This is a genomic window from Winogradskyella vidalii (genome assembly GCF_013403955.1).
In the GTDB taxonomy this organism is placed as follows: Bacteria; Bacteroidota; Bacteroidia; order Flavobacteriales; family Flavobacteriaceae; genus Winogradskyella; species Winogradskyella vidalii.
In genome coordinates, this window is sequence record NZ_JABFDG010000001.1 from 220,702 (window position 1) to 237,394 (window position 16,693).

14 protein-coding genes and 1 tRNA gene are annotated in these 16,693 nt (G+C 31.6%); 10 read left to right on the forward strand and 5 right to left on the reverse strand.

Annotated elements, in window-relative coordinates:
• Positions 1–4 precede the first annotated feature (4 nt).
• The 6 genes from ruvC to HM982_RS00980 all read left to right on the forward strand — a co-directional run bounded on the left by ruvC (position 5) and on the right by HM982_RS00980 (position 4,463).
• Positions 5–559 carry a crossover junction endodeoxyribonuclease RuvC gene (ruvC, locus tag HM982_RS00955; RefSeq protein ID WP_179351257.1) on the forward strand — a complete coding sequence of 185 codons (555 nt, stop codon included), beginning with the start codon at positions 5–7 and terminating at the stop codon, positions 557–559.
• A gap of 109 nt (positions 560–668) precedes the next feature.
• Entirely contained in the window at positions 669–1,796 is a 1,128-nt protein-coding gene (gene hemW, locus HM982_RS00960; protein WP_179351258.1) for a radical SAM family heme chaperone HemW, read from the forward strand.
• Positions 1,797–1,952: 156 nt separating this feature from the next.
• A complete protein-coding gene (locus HM982_RS00965; protein ID WP_179351259.1) occupies positions 1,953–2,702 on the forward strand; it encodes a cyclase family protein in 750 nt (249 codons plus the stop codon).
• A gap of 48 nt (positions 2,703–2,750) precedes the next feature.
• Positions 2,751–3,362: a DUF4230 domain-containing protein gene (locus HM982_RS00970; RefSeq protein WP_179351260.1), complete on the forward strand. Its 612-nt coding sequence runs from the start codon at positions 2,751–2,753 to the stop codon at positions 3,360–3,362.
• 120 nt (positions 3,363–3,482) lie between these two features.
• Complete coding sequence (locus tag HM982_RS00975; protein WP_179351261.1) at positions 3,483–3,845, forward strand: MmcQ/YjbR family DNA-binding protein; 363 nt, start codon at positions 3,483–3,485, stop codon at positions 3,843–3,845.
• 42 nt (positions 3,846–3,887) lie between these two features.
• Positions 3,888–4,463, forward strand: coding sequence for a PhnA domain-containing protein (locus HM982_RS00980; RefSeq protein WP_179351262.1), 576 nt, complete (start codon positions 3,888–3,890; stop codon positions 4,461–4,463).
• Here the strand turns inward: HM982_RS00980 and HM982_RS00985 are convergent.
• Entirely contained in the window at positions 4,460–4,600 is a 141-nt protein-coding gene (locus HM982_RS00985) for a hypothetical protein (RefSeq protein ID WP_179351263.1), read from the reverse strand. The genes HM982_RS00980 and HM982_RS00985 overlap by 4 nt on opposite strands.
• Before the next feature lie 423 nt (positions 4,601–5,023).
• On the opposite strand from HM982_RS00985, the gene HM982_RS00990 reads away from it, so the two are divergent.
• Positions 5,024–5,350, forward strand: a complete 327-nt coding sequence (locus tag HM982_RS00990; RefSeq protein WP_179351264.1) for an STAS domain-containing protein — start codon at positions 5,024–5,026, stop codon at positions 5,348–5,350.
• A 110-nt stretch (positions 5,351–5,460) separates the two neighbouring features.
• Here HM982_RS00990 and HM982_RS00995 read toward each other — a convergent pair whose 3' ends face one another.
• The 4 genes from HM982_RS00995 to HM982_RS01010 all read right to left on the reverse strand — a co-directional run bounded on the left by HM982_RS00995 (position 5,461) and on the right by HM982_RS01010 (position 10,908).
• The gene (locus HM982_RS00995; protein WP_179351265.1) at positions 5,461–5,931 is read right to left on the reverse strand and encodes a YybH family protein; all 471 of its coding nucleotides are present in this window, start codon (positions 5,929–5,931) and stop codon (positions 5,461–5,463) included.
• A 73-nt stretch (positions 5,932–6,004) separates the two neighbouring features.
• Complete coding sequence (locus HM982_RS01000) at positions 6,005–8,959, reverse strand: M56 family metallopeptidase (protein WP_179351266.1); 2,955 nt, start codon at positions 8,957–8,959, stop codon at positions 6,005–6,007.
• Position 8,960: 1 nt separating this feature from the next.
• A complete protein-coding gene (locus tag HM982_RS01005; protein WP_179351267.1) occupies positions 8,961–9,326 on the reverse strand; it encodes a BlaI/MecI/CopY family transcriptional regulator in 366 nt (121 codons plus the stop codon).
• Between the two features lie 193 nt (positions 9,327–9,519).
• Positions 9,520–10,908 (reverse strand): dipeptidase, encoded by a 1,389-nt coding sequence (locus tag HM982_RS01010; RefSeq protein WP_179351268.1) that lies wholly within the window; start codon positions 10,906–10,908, stop codon positions 9,520–9,522.
• Positions 10,909–11,159: 251 nt separating this feature from the next.
• On the opposite strand from HM982_RS01010, the gene HM982_RS01015 reads away from it, so the two are divergent.
• The 3 genes from HM982_RS01015 (at position 11,160) to HM982_RS01025 (ending at position 16,123) form a co-directional block, all read left to right on the forward strand.
• Positions 11,160–11,241: transfer RNA gene (locus HM982_RS01015), tRNA-Leu, on the forward strand.
• Between the two features lie 299 nt (positions 11,242–11,540).
• A complete protein-coding gene (locus HM982_RS01020) occupies positions 11,541–15,698 on the forward strand; it encodes a hybrid sensor histidine kinase/response regulator transcription factor (protein WP_179351269.1) in 4,158 nt (1,385 codons plus the stop codon).
• 74 nt (positions 15,699–15,772) lie between these two features.
• The gene (locus HM982_RS01025) at positions 15,773–16,123 is read left to right on the forward strand and encodes a DUF4047 domain-containing protein (protein ID WP_179351270.1); all 351 of its coding nucleotides are present in this window, start codon (positions 15,773–15,775) and stop codon (positions 16,121–16,123) included.
• The last annotated feature ends 570 nt before the right edge of the window (positions 16,124–16,693 follow it).

The window sequence follows — 16,693 nt, forward strand, 5'->3', positions numbered from 1 at the left end:
GTAAATGAGTAAAGAAAAAATTATTTTAGGCATAGATCCTGGGACAACCATTATGGGCTTTGGACTCATAAAAGTGAAAGGGAAAACCATGGAGTTTTTGCAACTCAACGAGCTAATGCTTAAAAAGTATGATGATCATTATTTAAAACTCAAGCTTATTTTTGAGCGTACGGTAGAACTCATCGATACCTATCATCCCGACGAAATTGCAATTGAAGCCCCATTTTTTGGTAAAAACGTACAAAGTATGCTTAAGTTAGGACGCGCGCAAGGTGTTGCCATGGCGGCCGGTTTATCGCGCGAAGTTCCGATTACAGAGTATGCTCCAAAAAAAATAAAAATGGCCATTACCGGGAATGGTAATGCCAGTAAAGAACAAGTCGCTAAAATGTTACAAGGCATGTTAGGGCTTAAAACGATACCTAAAAACCTAGACTCAATGGATGGTTTGGCAGCAGCCGTTTGTCATTTTTATAACGAAGGTCGTGTTGAGGTTGGTAAGAGTTATTCGGGGTGGTCTGCTTTTGTAAAACAGAATGAAGGACGTATAAAAAAGTAAGCAGTCACAGTCAGTATTTAGTTAAAAACTGTAAATGAGGATGTGTTTAAAGAATAAATAAAAGATGAACGTAAACGACTGCAAACAGCCACCGAAAACTAAAAATTAAATGTCTGGCATCTATATCCACATACCATTTTGTAAGCAAGCGTGTCATTATTGCGATTTTCATTTTTCGACCTCTTTAAAGAAAAAAGACGAACTCATAGAGGCTTTAGTCAAAGAATTAGAATTACGTAAAGATGAATTTAAAAACACCAAAGTAGCCACAATTTACTTTGGCGGCGGTACTCCGAGTTTATTGTCTAATGAAGAATTACAAACCTTAATTGATGCCGTTTATCAATATTATAGCGTGGTAGATGCTCCTGAAATTACCTTAGAAGCCAATCCAGATGATTTATCTAAAGCCCGTATTAAAGAATTTTCTAAAAGTCGTATTAATCGTTTGTCTATAGGCATTCAATCTTTTTTTGAAAGTGATTTAAAGCTGATGAACAGAGCGCATAATGCCGAAGAAGCAAAAGCTTGCTTGGTTGAAGCGACGAAGTATTTCGATAATATTTCACTCGATTTAATCTACGGTATTCCTAAGGCTTCAAACGCACAGTGGCTTTCAAATATAGAAACAGCGTTGAGTTTTAATGTGCCTCATATTTCAAGTTATGCCCTAACCGTTGAACCCAAAACAGCATTGGCATCCTTCATAAAAAAAGGAATTATTGATAATGTAGATGATGAACAAGCACACGAGCAATTTCATATTTTAAAAGATAAATTAGAAGCTTCGGGCTATGTGCATTATGAATTGTCTAATTTTGGAAAAGAAGGTTATTTTAGTGAAAATAATTCAGCCTACTGGCAGGGGAAATCGTATTTGGGTATTGGGCCTTCAGCACATTCATTTAATGGTAAAACGCGTAGTTGGAATGTAAAAAACAATTCAAAATACATACAGGCTATCGCACAAAATGAATTACCAATGGAAACTGAAACCTTAACCCCAACAGATCAGTATAATGAATATGTAATGACGGGCTTGCGAACGATTTGGGGTGTTTCGTTCACTAAAGTAGAACAAGATTTTGGTGCTGATTTTAAGGCGTATTTAATGTCGGAATCCAAAGTTTTTATAAATCAACATTTGTTGTATATTGAAGATGCGCATTTACGCGTGACTAAAAAAGGACAGTTTTTGTGTGATGGTATAGCGTCAGAACTATTTCTCTTAAATTAGTTTAAAAATATAGCTATAGAAGTAAGCGTAAAGCATTAAAAAAATAAATTAACTTCATTGATTAACTTTCTTTTTAAGAAGATTAGATTGATGTAATTTTGAAAAGGGTATTGCACATTATAAGACGTTCAATACAGGAAAAATTTAGTATAAAAAATGATAGCCACAATACAATTAAAATCAAGAAAATTAAAAATAGACCTTACAAAACCCTTAGATATCTCAATTCCATTAAGAGGTGACGCTAGTAATGTGAGTGCTTGGTATCTTAATCCCCCTAAGATTAAACCCGAAATTATAGACGGCGATACGGTGAGTGTTGCTAATGGTGCTGTAATAAATTTTAATACTATTACTTTTAACCCGCATTCGCATGGTACACATACCGAAACTGTTGGTCATATTGTAGAAAAAGTCTATTCTATAAATAAGCATCTAAAACAGTTTTTCTTTTTAGCAGAAGTCGTAACGGTAGCCCCAGAGAAATTGGGGGATGACTACGTGATTTCAAAAAAACAGTTGAAATTTACTTTGGGCAATAAAAAACGTGACGCCATTATTATTAGAACCATGCCAAATACACGTGACAAGCTTTCGAAACAATACTCTAATACAAATCCGACTTATTTGTTAGAAGACGCTGCTGAATATCTTAAAACTAAAGGCATAAAACATTTATTAGTTGATTTGCCAAGTGTAGATAAAGAACAGGATGGTGGCGAATTATTAGCGCATAATGCCTTTTGGAATACCAAAGGAAAATTACGCTTAGATGCTACAATTACTGAGTTTATATATGTGTCTAATAAAATTGAAGATGGTAAGTATATGCTTAACCTGCAGATTGCTCCTTTTGAAAATGATGCCAGCCCAAGTAAACCCATTTTATATAAAATTATAGCGTAATAAAATGTGACAGATTCGTTTATTTAGTGTCATATATTTAAAGAAATTATGGAAACTTTTTTTATCATCATCATTAGTATTTTGGTTACGTTAGGTTTAGTGACCATCTATAAACAATGGAAAACTAAAAAAGTCACCGATGCGCAGTCAATTCTTATATTAGATAAAATAAAACGCGTCTGTAAATTTGTAACGGTAGAAGGTGACTTTGCAGAGATCTATCATTATGAGGACGTCAAATCTAAGTTTTTAAAGCTAATTTCTAGTCGAAAAAAAGCACTAGTGGTTATTAAGGCAAAAGCGCATATTGGTTTTGATTTGGGTAAAGTGCAAATGAGCGCTGATGCTGCTTCTAAAACAGTAACGTTTTCTCATTTTCCACAACCTGAAATTTTATCAATAGAAAGTGATATTAATTATTACGATAAGCGCGATGGTATGTTTAATCGGTTTGAAGCTGCAGATTTAACGGATTTACACACTAAAGCTAAGGCACATATCATGGACAAAGTGCCAGAGAGTGGGCTGTATACTATAGCGAAACAAGAAGCTTTAGAAGCCATTCACCTTATAGAAAATTTGGTAGAAACCATTGGTTGGACCTTAGATTATTCAGCATTAAAAATTGAAGGAGAAGCCGATAAAAAGATGTTAAAATAATCTGGTTTTTTTTAATTGAACTAGGTGATGAGGTTTTAAAATGTTGTCCACATTGTGAAAGATACCAACATAAGTTGTTATTGTAATATTTAAGATTTCTGTATTTACAGTAATAAGAAGATGAATATAGAAGCGTACAGAAATTATTGTCTCAACAAAAAAGGCGTTACGGAACACTTTCCGTTTAATGAGGATACCTTGGTGTTTAAGGTTTTAGGTAAAATGTTTGCGTTAACCTCTTTAAAACGTTGGGAAGAAGGAGATGCATTTATTAACTTAAAATGTGATCCTGAATATGCGCAAGAACTTCGAGCAGATTATAACAGCATTCAACCCGGTTACCATATGCACAAAAAACAATGGAATAGTGTATATATTCAAAAAGGTGAATTGACACCGAAACTAATTACAAATCTAATAGATCACTCCTATAAAATGGTCGTAAAAGGGCTGCCTAAAAAGCTTCAAGAAACGCTCAAATAACTCTATCTTTGCGCTATTACTATAATACTATACTAATTAATTATGTCATTAGAAAGAGAATTACAAAAACGAAGTGGCTCAAAGTGTGAGCTTAGCGGAAGCGAAGAAAACTTAGCGGTATATATCGTTCCAGATGTCAAAGAAAACGGACTAAAAACGGCATTATACGCCTCTAAAACCTGCATAGAACAAATGAATGATGCAGATGCTATAGATCCCAACCATTGGCGATGCCTTAATGATAGTATGTGGAGTGAACACGATGCTGTAAAAATTATGGCGTGGCGAATGTTGCATAGAATTAAGGCCGATTGGACGCAAGACTTATTGGGTATGATGTATATGGAGGATGATGTTTTAGAATTGGCTAAAGCTTCTGGTGATGACGAGGATGAGGCTGATAAACTAATTCATAGAGATGTTAATGGTGTTATTTTAGAACATGGTGACTCTGTTGTTTTAATAAAAGATTTAAAAGTAAAAGGGTCTAGTATGGTCGCTAAGCAAGGAACGGCGGTTAGAAATATTAGATTAGATCACGAAAATGAAACTTATATTGAAGGTCGAGTCGATGGCCAACAAATAGTTATTATAACAGAATACGTCAAGAAAACTTAATCAGAATCCTTTTTATTAAAAAAATCGAAGCTTAGAGGAATTAAAAATACCATAAATAAATACTGCCCTGTTACCAATCCATAAATGGTAATCGCTGCTAATAGTATCATTAATATGACTTTGTATTTATATTTCATGTATTTATAAAAGTTATATTTTATAGGTTTTTCACTACGATTTTAAGTCTTGAAAAACAGTAATGAATGATTATTATGTAAAAGTAAAAATTTTGATTTTTACGAGCAACTAAGCTTCTTTTTCATTTAAATCAATTTATTTCTTTACAGAGTTTGATGAGCGTATTTTTCTATGTGTTAAAACATTGATTTAAAGTGTTTTTAACTTCTATTTTTCTTACAAATCATTTGCTTTATAAGTCGTTGTTTGTCGAAAAAATAAACAGGCCAATACGTATTGTCTAGTCTAAATTACACTTTGTCGATTTTATAAGAAAAACATTGTTATAAGTCCGATATTGAGGTCATCCCTCTAATTAATAGCAAAATAAATTTACTGATTAATAGCCCTGATTAGTATGAACGCTTTTAACATTAATTATTATGGATTTAGAAATCACAAACTACAACAACCGTTTTCAGATTAAAGGAACGTTAAACAAGTTGAACCTTAAAACTTTCGATGCTCATTTTTCTAACATTTTTGATAAGCTAGATGACATACTTCTAGATATTGAACAAGTGAGTAGTATTGATAGAGCGGGTGTAATGGCTTTGGCAAAATTACATAACGAATCTATTAGTAAATCAAAACGATTATCTATTATTGGTTTAGGCTGTAAAGAACTGTATCAGCATTTTAAAGCTGAGGAACCTAAAATTGAAAAAGAAGAAGCTTATATCGCTTCAAATGCTATTGTCGCTGCTTAATTGAGTTACAATAATTTTAAGCAACAAAAAGTGTCTTTAAAATATTAATCATTAGATAGATTTATCTTTTTAGAGACACTTCTTTTTTACTGAATTTTTACAGGTCTATTTTAGCACGACATATCTGCTACAATTTTCCATTGGCCATTTATTTTTTTGAAAATAATTAAGAATGGACCATTGGCATCTCCAACTTCGCGGTTCAAATGATATTCACCCATCACCCAATAATTATCATCTTCAATTTTTGAAATATCATTAATTACAAATTTTAGAGTGCCGCTTTCTGCTTTTGTTGGATAGCCTTTTTTATAATTGGCTAAGGTTTGTTCCCAACCTTTGGTTAGTCCGCTGCTACCATAAAATTTAAGCGCATCACTTTTCCAATAGCCTTGCATAAAGCCTTCCATATCGTGATTGTTCCAGGCGATTTCTTGGTCTGCCATTACTAACCTAATATTAGCTTCAGCAAGTTCCGTCGTCTCTGTTTTTTCAATGGTATCTGTTGTGGTAACATCTGCTTTAATGCTAATACAGCTAAAGCATAAAAAGGCAATGGCAATAGAGAATATGTATTTCATTAGAATGTGAATTTTATTTCAATCTAAAAATAGTAAGTTATTCTTTAAAGTATTACTTTTTGTTAGTTTTATATTATTTGACAATTTCAATAGCAAGAGGTGTAATGTTTGAGTCTTTACCATCTTTAATATTAAAGACGGTGATATAATCCCCTACTTTTGCCGATTGTAGTTTTAGTATTGCTTTTTCTGAAATCGTGTTGCCTTTTATTTGTTCCGTTTTAACACCTGGAATTTTAAACTTAAAAGCTGTTACTTCTGCGCTAGGCAAGGTCAGTTTTAGCTTTTTTAAGTCGTTTAAACTCATTTTTAATTTACCCGTTTCTATTATTTTTCCATTTACTAATGGGAGAATGCTTTCTTGTGGTTTATTGACTTTTGGCGTAGATAAAAGGACCATATATTTTCCGTTCTCATCTAATTTGGTTGTCATTTCTGTGCTTTTGCCTTTGTTCGTTTTAGCGATAGTCTTGGCTTTTTCAGCGGTGATTTCTTTATCCTCTAAATAGAATGTAGCACCTTGGCTTTCCATGTCTTCCATGAACTCTAAGAAGGAAGGGTTTGTAGATTTTTTTTCTTGAGAATCTGGTATATATGTTACTTCAGTTGTTATAGCCCAAGGATTTACTTCTGAAGGATCTTTTTTATAAGCAGCTTTATTTAAACTGTCAATTTGTTTATTTAATAAGTCGTCAGGATTCCCTTTTTGTAATAACTTCATTTTTTGTTGCTTAGCTTCATCAACTGTTAATCCAGCATTATGATTGAAATGTTTAGAAGGTAAACCAGATTTTTTTTGGTTTTCTAGGTAGACAACTGAAGACGCCCAAATATCAGCATTTCTTAATTCCTTCTGTATTTTTAATGCAAAATCATAACTATCATTACGCTCCATTAAAATGGAAGCAAAAACAAAATTTCTACGTTCATTAATAGTTAGATTTTTGTTGATTTTAGAAGCTGTATTGGCTATATCTTTAAACTTAATTGGCTTATTATTTAAAATAACACTATTGTCTTTTTTAATTAATATTTCAATAGGTTTTATAGTGTGAACTTTTCTTTTGTTCTTTTTTTCAAACTCGTCAATAGCATTTTGCATTTTTTGGCGTTCTTCAGGAGTGGCGTTCTCAGGAATTGGTGGTGGAATAGGATAGTTATAAGATTCATTTGTATTTGGGCCACCTTTAGATGTTTTTTGTTTTGCAGGAGGTGGAGGTGGTGCGATTTGAGATATATTTCCTTGAATAACTTTAAAGTTATACAACCTAATTAGAGTCTTAACCTCTTTGAGAACTTTATAAGAATCTTTGGTGTCATCGTATTTAACGTAAACAGATCTAGACTTATCAAATGATTCAGATAAATTGTTTAGACGCGATTCAATACGATTTAAGGTTGTTAATTCATCATTAACTAACAGTTGTCCTTTACTATCTATAAGAATTACCATGATTGGTTTTTCTATACCATTAGAATTGGGATATTGGGCCGGCACAGGTGGAGCCATTAAAATATTATGCTTTTCTAATTCTTCTTTTGTAAAAGAGTTATAAATCTTATCGGCTTGTGCTTTTAAAATTTTAAGTTCAGAATTATCGGTCTGAGGTCCTTTTAGGTATACAGATATCGCATTTGCATAGGTCTCAGTTGCCTTATTATAACGATTTAGTTGAGAATCTTGGTAAGTAGCCTTAAATCCAGATGTAGTGTATAAATGATATTGATTGGGCTGTGGGAAGCTTTTGCTACGCGCATTTTTATGAACTATAGAACCTGAATAATGTACAAAGTCATTAGCTGCATAGTTATTTAAAATAGAATTAGGAACATGTTTACCATCAATCCAAATGGCATATTTTTTAGTGTCTTTAAATGCTTCCAATTGTTCTGAAGTGGGTTTTCTTGGCGTTGTTTTCGAAAGATTTGGTTCTGGAATTAATCGTGCTGGGTATTTTTCGACACTTAAACGTTGCTTGTCAGACATTAATTGGTCATAAATTATAATAGCACGCTCATATTTTTTTCCAATAATAACGTTCGTGTCGTTATAACTCATTATAAAATCTCGGTATTCTTGCATTAATTTTTCCGTTGCGCCTTCTGTTATTGAGCCGTTTTGGATTTTTAAAACTTTAGAAGTTTCTAGGGGTTCTTTTTCAACATATTCTTTTTCAGCAAAACTGTAAAAAAGAACGGCAATAATTGGTAGTATTAATAAGGTACTTAACCAAATTCTGGTTTTGGAGGTTTGTGTTTTCATAACTGTAAATCGTTTTTTGATTGATGAATAATTGATGGCGCTTGCTAATTGATGATTTTGTGTGCTTGATGAAAATTGTAATAATATATTTTGATAGGTTTTAGTGTTCACACCTTGCTTTAAAACGGCTTGGTCTGCTAAAAATTCATGATTAAGTTTTACATGATGCTTCAATATGTAGATTAAAGGATGAAACCAAAATGCAATTTGAAGTAACTCTAAAATAATAATATCTAAACTATGCAATTGCTTGGCATGGGTTTCTTCGTGTAGCATCACTTCTTTCGGAATGTGGTTAGATTCGTACTTCGTTTTATTAAAGAAGATATACCTAAAAAAGGAATGTGGAATGCGGTTCTCTTTTAATAAGACATAAATAAAGGACCGATTTTTTAAGCGTTCATTCTTAGAAATACGATTTCGCATTTGAAACAAGTTGACCAAAAACCGAATAGTGAATACTAATGCGCCAAAGCCATAAATACACCAAAGTGTCGTTTCTAAATCAAATAACTGTGGTTCTTCATTTTGGATTTGAACCAAAATAGGTTCTACATTGATATATGTTGCTGTTGTTTCAAAAGTAGTTACAACGGGTTCTACATATTCTATAATAGTAAGTTTAGGAATTATGAGTGCCAAAGCCAATACACCCAATAAATAAAAACGCTTAAAATGATGCCGATTTTGCCGCTCTAAAAAAGCAATATATAGCAACCAAAATACTAATAGACACGCCGAAAATTTTAAAAGGTAGATTGCCATATTACTTGTTTTTTATTTCGGTATCAATAATCTTTTTCAGTGCTTCTAACTCTTCTTTAGTTAAATCGGATTGACGTGTAAAAAAGGAAGCAAACTGTGAAGCGCTATCATTAAAAAAGTTTTTAATAAGCCCTTTAAATTGTTTAGAGAAATAATCTTCTTTTTTTACCAAAGGAAAATACTCTCTCGACTTGCCGAAGGTTTTATAATCTATAAAGCCTTTGCCGATCATGCGTTTTAGTAAGGTAGCAACGGTTGTAGTAGCGGGTTTTGGTTCTGGGTAACTTTCTAGTAAATCTTTCATAAAAGCTTTATCGAGCTTCCAGAGGTGTTGCATTAATTGTTCTTCGGTTTTTGAAAGTTGCATGCTCTACAGTTTTAGAATTAACTCTACAAATGTAGAATATAATTTTTAATTCTACAAGTGTAGAGTTGAAATTAAGTGTGTGAATAGTTTTGTTAAGTGATTAGTTTTGGGTGATTTAAAATGAAAAAGCCTTATGATTAGCACTAATCATAAGGCTTTTTTAAAATTAAATAAGTGTTTTTAAATCACTTAATTATTTTGATAATTCTGTAAAATACTTATAAAACCAAGGAATAGTTTCAATGCCTTTGAGGTAATTCCATACACCAAAATGCTCATTTGGTGAGTGAATGGCATCGCTATCTAAACCAAAGCCCATTAAAATCGTTTTACTTTTTAATTCCTCTTCAAAAAGCGAAACAATAGGAATACTTCCGCCACTACGTTGTGGAATTGGTGTTTTTCCAAAAGTAGCTTCATAAGCTTTTGAAGCGGCTTTATAGCCTAAACTGTCAATTGGCGTTACGTAACCTTGTCCACCATGATGTGGTGTCACTTTTACTTTAACACCTTTTGGTGCGATATTTTCAAAATGGGTTTTAAAGAGTTGGGTAATTTCTTCCCAGTCTTGGTGAGGCACTAAACGCATGGATATTTTGGCATAGGCTTTACTTGCAATGACTGTTTTTGCACCTTCACCAGTATAACCTCCCCAAATACCGTTAACATCTAACGTTGGTCTAATGGAGTTGCGCTCGTTAGTGGTGTATCCTTCTTCTCCGTAAACCGCATCAATATCTAATGATTTTTTATAAGCGTCAAGTGAAAAAGGCGCTTTTGCCATTTCGGCACGTTCGGTATCCGATAAGTTTTCAACTTTATCATAAAAGCCAGGAATAGTAATATGATTGTTTTCATCGTGAAGCGACGCAATCATCTTCGTTAATACATTTATTGGGTTGGCAACAGCGCCACCGTAAAGTCCTGAATGTAAATCACGATTTGGTCCTGTAACTTCAACTTCAACATAACTCAATCCTCTTAAACCCGTTGTAATTGATGGTACATCTGGTGCAATCATTCCGGTATCTGAAATTAGAATGACATCATTTTTTAGTTTTTCATGATTGTTTTTTACGAATGTCGATAAATTAACACTACCAACTTCCTCTTCACCTTCAATCATGAATTTTACATTACAAGGCAATTCATTATTAGCTGTCATGTATTCCATGGCTTTCACATGCATATACATCTGGCCTTTGTCATCACAGGCACCTCTGGCGAAAATAGCACCTTCAGGATGTAAATCTGTTTTTTGAATAATAGGATCAAAAGGAGGTGAGTTCCATAAATCTAATGGGTCTGGCGGTTGCACATCGTAGTGACCATATACCAGAACTGTTGGTAAATTTTTATCTATAATTTTTTCACCGTAAACAATAGGATAGCCTTCGGTTTCACAAATTTCAACATGGTCGCAACCCGCTTTTTCTAAACTTGCTTTAACGGCATCAGCCGTGGTTAACACATCTTGTTTGTAAGCTGAATCGGCACTAATTGATGGGATTTTTAAGAGCTCAATAAGCTCATCTAAAAAACGTTGTTTATGTTCTGTAATATAAGAATTGATGCTTTGCATAAGTATTTTTTCGTTTGTATCAAAAATAAGAATTATAAGAGGAATATGTTAACCTGTTTTCAACTTTAAGTTTTTATTTTGAAAAATCTTAATAGGTTATGAATTCTAAATTGTTTTAAGACGACTAAGTTTTTACGGATAAAAAACATTGCTTAAAAATTGATAATTATTGAAAATTTAATATTTGTATATTCAAACTATTGTTTATATTTGCATCCCAATTCCGATAACTATCGGATTATTTAAAAAATGCAGGCGTGGTGGAATTGGTAGACACGCTAGACTTAGGATCTAGTGCCGCGAGGTGTGAGAGTTCGAGTCTCTCCGCCTGTACAAAAGCTGAAGAGAAATCTTCAGCTTTTTTTGTTTAAAATTGGTCCCAAAAATCACAAGTACAACATTTTGTTATTTCTCATTACTTTATTAAGAATGATGAGTTTTAAATGAATTTGATGTTAAAAATCATTATTTTTGTTAAATCTATATGATGATTTTAGATTCAAGCACAAAAACTCAAGTTCACAGGTTAGAATCGTTTTATTGTTGAAGTCTTGATAACATAAAAAATCACTTGAATTTATTAGTCAATAAATTATAATACGTATATTCTTGTGTCAAATTAAAAATATAACATGCGTAGAATTATTTGCTTCATTAGTGTTGTAATTACACTATTTTCTCTACAAGCTTATTCTCAAAATTTTGAAAGGATTTCTAATAAAGAAGGTTTTAATCAAAATACGGTTAATGCCATAGAACAAGATAAATATGGGTTTTTATGGTACGCTACTCCTAATGGTTTAATTCGTTATGATGGTTATGAGTTTAAAACATTTAGCACTGAATTTAATAATGAAAATGCTATTTCAAGTAATAATGTCACCTATTTATTTAATGACAAAGATGGTATTCTTTGGATAGGGACTAATGTTGGTGTTAATATCTACGTCCCGTGGTTAGAGCGCTTTTTTACATTACCTCTTAAGTATAATATCGATGTCAATAAAATTGCCGCAAAAAATGATGGCTATGTTTGGATAACATCTTCTAAAAAATTAATACGCTGCCAATTAAAAGATATCAGCAATGGTGTTTTTGATAACCCTGAAACTGTTCTCGATTTTAAAGGAGAATCTATAGGGATAAACACGTTTACATTTGGACTTAATTCCTCGATTATTTTAGGAACAACTGATGGGTTGAAAAAGGTTAATTACCCTTCAGAAACTTCAACATTAAAATCAACAATTCTAGATTCAGTTGATTTTGAATTTTTTAAGAATAAAGATATTACTGAAATTATAAAAGTGGATAATATCTTTTGGGTTGGTACAACACGAGGCTTGTATAGTTCAAATTTAGAGGCGAAATCTGATTATTTGGTTAAGCAAATAATTGTTCCTAATGAAGATTCTACCTTCTATGTCAATAGCTTATTTAATGATAATGAAAATGCCATTTGGATAGGAACCACTAATAATGGACTCTATAAATTCACCCCGATTTTAAATTCTTTCAAACATTTTAATTTTAATCCAAAGAATAAAAACAGCATCAGTAGCCATCAAATTAATGCGGTCTATCAAGATAGTTTTGATGTGCTTTGGTTGGGTACTGCACAAGGAGGAATTAATAAATTAGATCTTTATCAAAAACCATTTTATTCTTATACAAACAACCCCTATGATACGTTTTCTATTGGCGATAATTTAATCACCTCAATTTTAGAGGATAGCAATGGTAAGATTTGGGTTTCTGGATATAATAGAAAATTGTTTAGAAGTTTAGATACAATTAATGATAACAATATAGATAACATTAAGTTCGAAGATTTACAGAATAGATTACCTATTGGGAATAACGATGTTATAAGGTATATCTATGAAGATTATAGAAATTATATTTGGTTTGGGACTGACAAGAAAGTCATTGTTTACAGTCCAATAAATAAAGATTTTAAAACAATTCAGTTTTTGTCAAAAGGGGAAAATATATCCATTTTTTTAACTCGAAAAATTGCACAAATCAATGATACAGATTTTGTTTTGGCTGGAAATAGAATTATTACAATAGAAAATCCTTGGGATGTAATCGAGGATTCTAGTTTACCTAAAATCACCATTAAATCATCCTTAAAAATTGCAGCTACTAAAGTGCAAAGCTTTTTACAGGATAGTAATAATCAGTTGTGGTTTGGTACAGATAATGGTTTATTGCAATGTAAATATTTGAATGGAAAAGTTGAAGTTTTAAGACAGTATAGCGATAATAAAACAGGAAGTAGTAAACTAAGTTACAATAGTATTTTTACGCTTCATGAAGATGATAAAAAGAATATTTGGATTGGCACGTTTGGTGGTGGCTTAAATAAATTGACACTAGATAGTAACAGAAATCCGTTACAAATTGACTGTTTTAGAAAAAATAATATCTTACCAGATGACGTTATTTACGGAATTTTATCGCAAGAAAACAGTGAGAATTTGTGGTTAAGTACAGATATGGGATTGGTAAGGTTTAATGAAGATTCAAACAAAGTAAATGTATTTGATGTAAGTGATGGTTTAATGCAAAATAATTTTAGACAATCAGCATATGCTCTAGGAAAATCTGGCTATATGTATTTTGGAGGTTTAAATGGCTTAACTATTTTCAATCCAAAGAAAATAGCTTTAAATACACAAGCTCCAAGTGTTTTAATCACGTCGTTATTAATTAACAATAAACCTGTAAAAATTGGAGAAAAACTAAATGACATTACGATTCTTGAAAAAGCGATTTCCGAAACCGATACTATAACAGTTTCTAGTAGTCAGCGCATCATTTCGTTTAATTTAGTTGCCGAGCATACGTCTGCACCAGCAAAGAATAAAATAGCTTATAAATTAGATGGTTTTAATAAAGATTGGGTAGAAACAGCTAAAGGAAAATCAACTATTACTTATACTAATTTATCAGCGGGGACTTACACATTAAAAGTGAAATCTGCTAATGGAGATGGTGTATGGAGTAATTCTGCTAAGACATTAACATTAATTGTTTTACCGCTTTGGTATCAGACCTGGTGGAGCTATACGCTATTGGTTATTGTATTGTTATGTATTGGTGTTGGAATTGTTTTCTATTTTGTTCAGCATGAAAAATTAAAACAAAAATTAATCTACGAACAATTAGATAAAGACAGAATCGAAGTTATTAACCAAGGAAAATTTAAATATTTTACAAACTTGTCTCACGAGTTTAGGACACCTTTAACTTTAATTTCTGGCCCCTTAGATAGAGTTATAGACAATAATACAAATCCAGAGAGTGAAAAATTCTTAGCCATTATTAAAAGGAATACACATCGACTTTTAAGTTTAATAGACCAGTTAATAACGTTTAGACAAGCAGAACAAGGGTATTTAAACTTAAATTTCACCAAATCCACTTTAGGTGAATTTCTATATCCAACAACAGAAGCTTTTGAAAATTATGCCTTAGAAAAGAATATAAATTTTCATTATAAAATAAACTCTCCAAATGAAGAGATTGTTATTGATGTAGAAAAATTAGAAAGAATTCTTTTCAATTTATTATCTAATGCTTTTAAAAACACACCCGTTCAAGGAACTATTAGCATTAATGCTTCTATTGTATTTAAAGATGATGTTAAAAATATAAAAATTGATGTTACAGACACTGGTAAAGGTATTCCGAAAGAAAGTTTAAATACCATTTTTGAACGGTTTTATCAATTAGGAAATCAGGATGGCAATGTTAGTGGTGGTGGTATTGGTTTGTCCTTTTGTAAGTCTTTAGTAGAGTTATTTAATGGTCGTATTTCTGTAAAAAGTAAACCAAATAAAGAAACACGTTTTAGGATTATTATTCCTTCTTCAAAAATTGAGGAAGTTAACATTGAAGATAATGACGTTAAAAAGACATTCATAAAAAATTGGGTGCCATTACAAGGTAAAGCTATTGAGGTAGCTAATAGTAAAGCACAAAGTGAAAAACAGCATAATGTTTTAGTTGTTGAAAATGAATCAGATATTCAAGATTTTCTAAAAAGTGCTTTGTCAGACAAATACAATATTACTATAGCAAATAATGGTGTCGAAGCACTAGATGAAATTAAGAAAACAGAGTTCAGTACCATTATCAGTGATGTTATGATGCCAGAGATGGATGGTTTTGAACTATGTAAACGCATAAAAGATAATCCAGTAACTTGCCAACTTCCTGTTTTACTATTAACAGCTTTAGGCGATAATGTAGATTTAATTAAAGGTTTAGAGTTTGGAGCCGACGAATATATTAGTAAACCATTTTCATTAAAGCATCTCGAACTTCGACTGAAAAAACTAATAGAAAATAATGTTAAAATAAAGGCGCATTTTTCAAAGAATAGTTTACCTCCAAAAGACAAAAAGGAATTAGGATTTTCTAAAAGAGATATAGAATTTTTAGATAATATTACAGAAATAATAGAAAAAAACCTATCTAATTCAAATTTTGGTGTAGAAGAATTGTCCACAGAAGCAGGTTTAAGTTCATCGCATTTTTATAGAAAATTAAAACAACTTACAGGACAAGTTCCAAATGCCTATTTACGTAATTTTAGGTTGCAAAGGGCTGCTGAGCTAATAGATAGTAATAGTGGTTTTAATGTTGCAGAAGTAATGTATCAAATAGGAATAGCCTCTAATTCTTACTTTTCTACATCTTTTAAAAAGCTGCATGGGGTATCGCCTTCTGAGTACTCAAAAAATAAAAATGATAGTTTTCAGCAACGAAATGATGAATGATAGAATGCCATTAATATAGATATAGATTAAGTTTGTTATTCAAATAAACAATTAATCTTAAAAATTTTAAAATTATGAAAAAAACAATTCTATTACTCGTATTTAGTATCGCTATATGTAGTTCAGTATTTGCTCAAAAAAATGCAGATAAAAAAATTGACCAAAAAGTTAGTGCCTATGTAGAAGCTGTAGAAAGTAAGTTAACACTAACAAGCGAAGAAAAGGAAACATTAATAGCATTAAAAGAGGCACAGGTGAAGGCTACTTTTGAAATTAATGCTAAGTATGAAAGAGGTTCTGAAGAGATAAAAGAAAAAAGAAAAGAAAGTAATAAAGAATTTTCTAAGTCTCTTAATAAAGCATTTGGAAAAGACAGAGCTAAAGAAATAAAGGCGGCATCAAGAAAGAATAAGAAGAAAAAGTAAATTCTTTTACAAGTGGTAACTCTACATACCTATTTATAAAATAGGTGCAACACTTGCAATGGATTAAAAGCATTCAAGTTTATAGAAGAGTACTCTCTTATTGAAATTGACAAGCATAATATCCTTTAAAAGTATTCATTATCTGAATACTTTTAAAGGATATTTTTTGGTAGCATAGTCTTGTTATAAAGGTTAATAACTACACTAAATATTTCTTTTAGATAAATGCGTTACAGTATTGTTTGTAGGATTAATGACATATAGAATGGTTATAAATGATAATTTAAATGTTAGATTTATAATATTTTGAATTAGTAATTACTTTTTTCTGATGTTTAATTTAATCCATTTACTATAGAAGCATCAACTAATGGTAATATATAACCCACTAAATGAAAGTATTGTAGTTATACGCTATTTTAGGCGTGAGCATTTCAAATTTTATTGGAATCACCTTAGGCTGAAAAATTAATTAAGGTGTAACCCCTATTGGCATTTTAAAATCTCTTTACGGGAGTTGATTTTAGGCATATCATTACAATCTGTTTTATAACTTAGAAAGCTACGTAA

Bases quoted from the DNA above. Each gene is read 5' to 3' on its own strand.
- HM982_RS00975 (WP_179351261.1), top strand. From the start codon at position 3,483: ATGAATATAGAAGCGTACAGAAATTATTGTCTCAACAAAAAAGGCGTT.
- HM982_RS00985 (WP_179351263.1), bottom strand. From the start codon at position 4,600: ATGAAATATAAATACAAAGTCATATTAATGATACTATTAGCAGCGATT.
- HM982_RS00970 (WP_179351260.1), top strand. From the start codon at position 2,751: ATGGAAACTTTTTTTATCATCATCATTAGTATTTTGGTTACGTTAGGT.
- hemW (WP_179351258.1), top strand. From the start codon at position 669: ATGTCTGGCATCTATATCCACATACCATTTTGTAAGCAAGCGTGTCAT.
- HM982_RS01000 (WP_179351266.1), bottom strand. From the start codon at position 8,959: ATGGCAATCTACCTTTTAAAATTTTCGGCGTGTCTATTAGTATTTTGG.
- HM982_RS00980 (WP_179351262.1), top strand. From the start codon at position 3,888: ATGTCATTAGAAAGAGAATTACAAAAACGAAGTGGCTCAAAGTGTGAG.
- HM982_RS00990 (WP_179351264.1), top strand. From the start codon at position 5,024: ATGGATTTAGAAATCACAAACTACAACAACCGTTTTCAGATTAAAGGA.
- HM982_RS01020 (WP_179351269.1), top strand. From the start codon at position 11,541: ATGCGTAGAATTATTTGCTTCATTAGTGTTGTAATTACACTATTTTCT.
- HM982_RS00965 (WP_179351259.1), top strand. From the start codon at position 1,953: ATGATAGCCACAATACAATTAAAATCAAGAAAATTAAAAATAGACCTT.
- ruvC (WP_179351257.1), top strand. From the start codon at position 5: ATGAGTAAAGAAAAAATTATTTTAGGCATAGATCCTGGGACAACCATT.
- HM982_RS00995 (WP_179351265.1), bottom strand. From the start codon at position 5,931: ATGAAATACATATTCTCTATTGCCATTGCCTTTTTATGCTTTAGCTGT.
- HM982_RS01005 (WP_179351267.1), bottom strand. From the start codon at position 9,326: ATGCAACTTTCAAAAACCGAAGAACAATTAATGCAACACCTCTGGAAG.
- HM982_RS01010 (WP_179351268.1), bottom strand. From the start codon at position 10,908: ATGCAAAGCATCAATTCTTATATTACAGAACATAAACAACGTTTTTTA.
- HM982_RS01025 (WP_179351270.1), top strand. From the start codon at position 15,773: ATGAAAAAAACAATTCTATTACTCGTATTTAGTATCGCTATATGTAGT.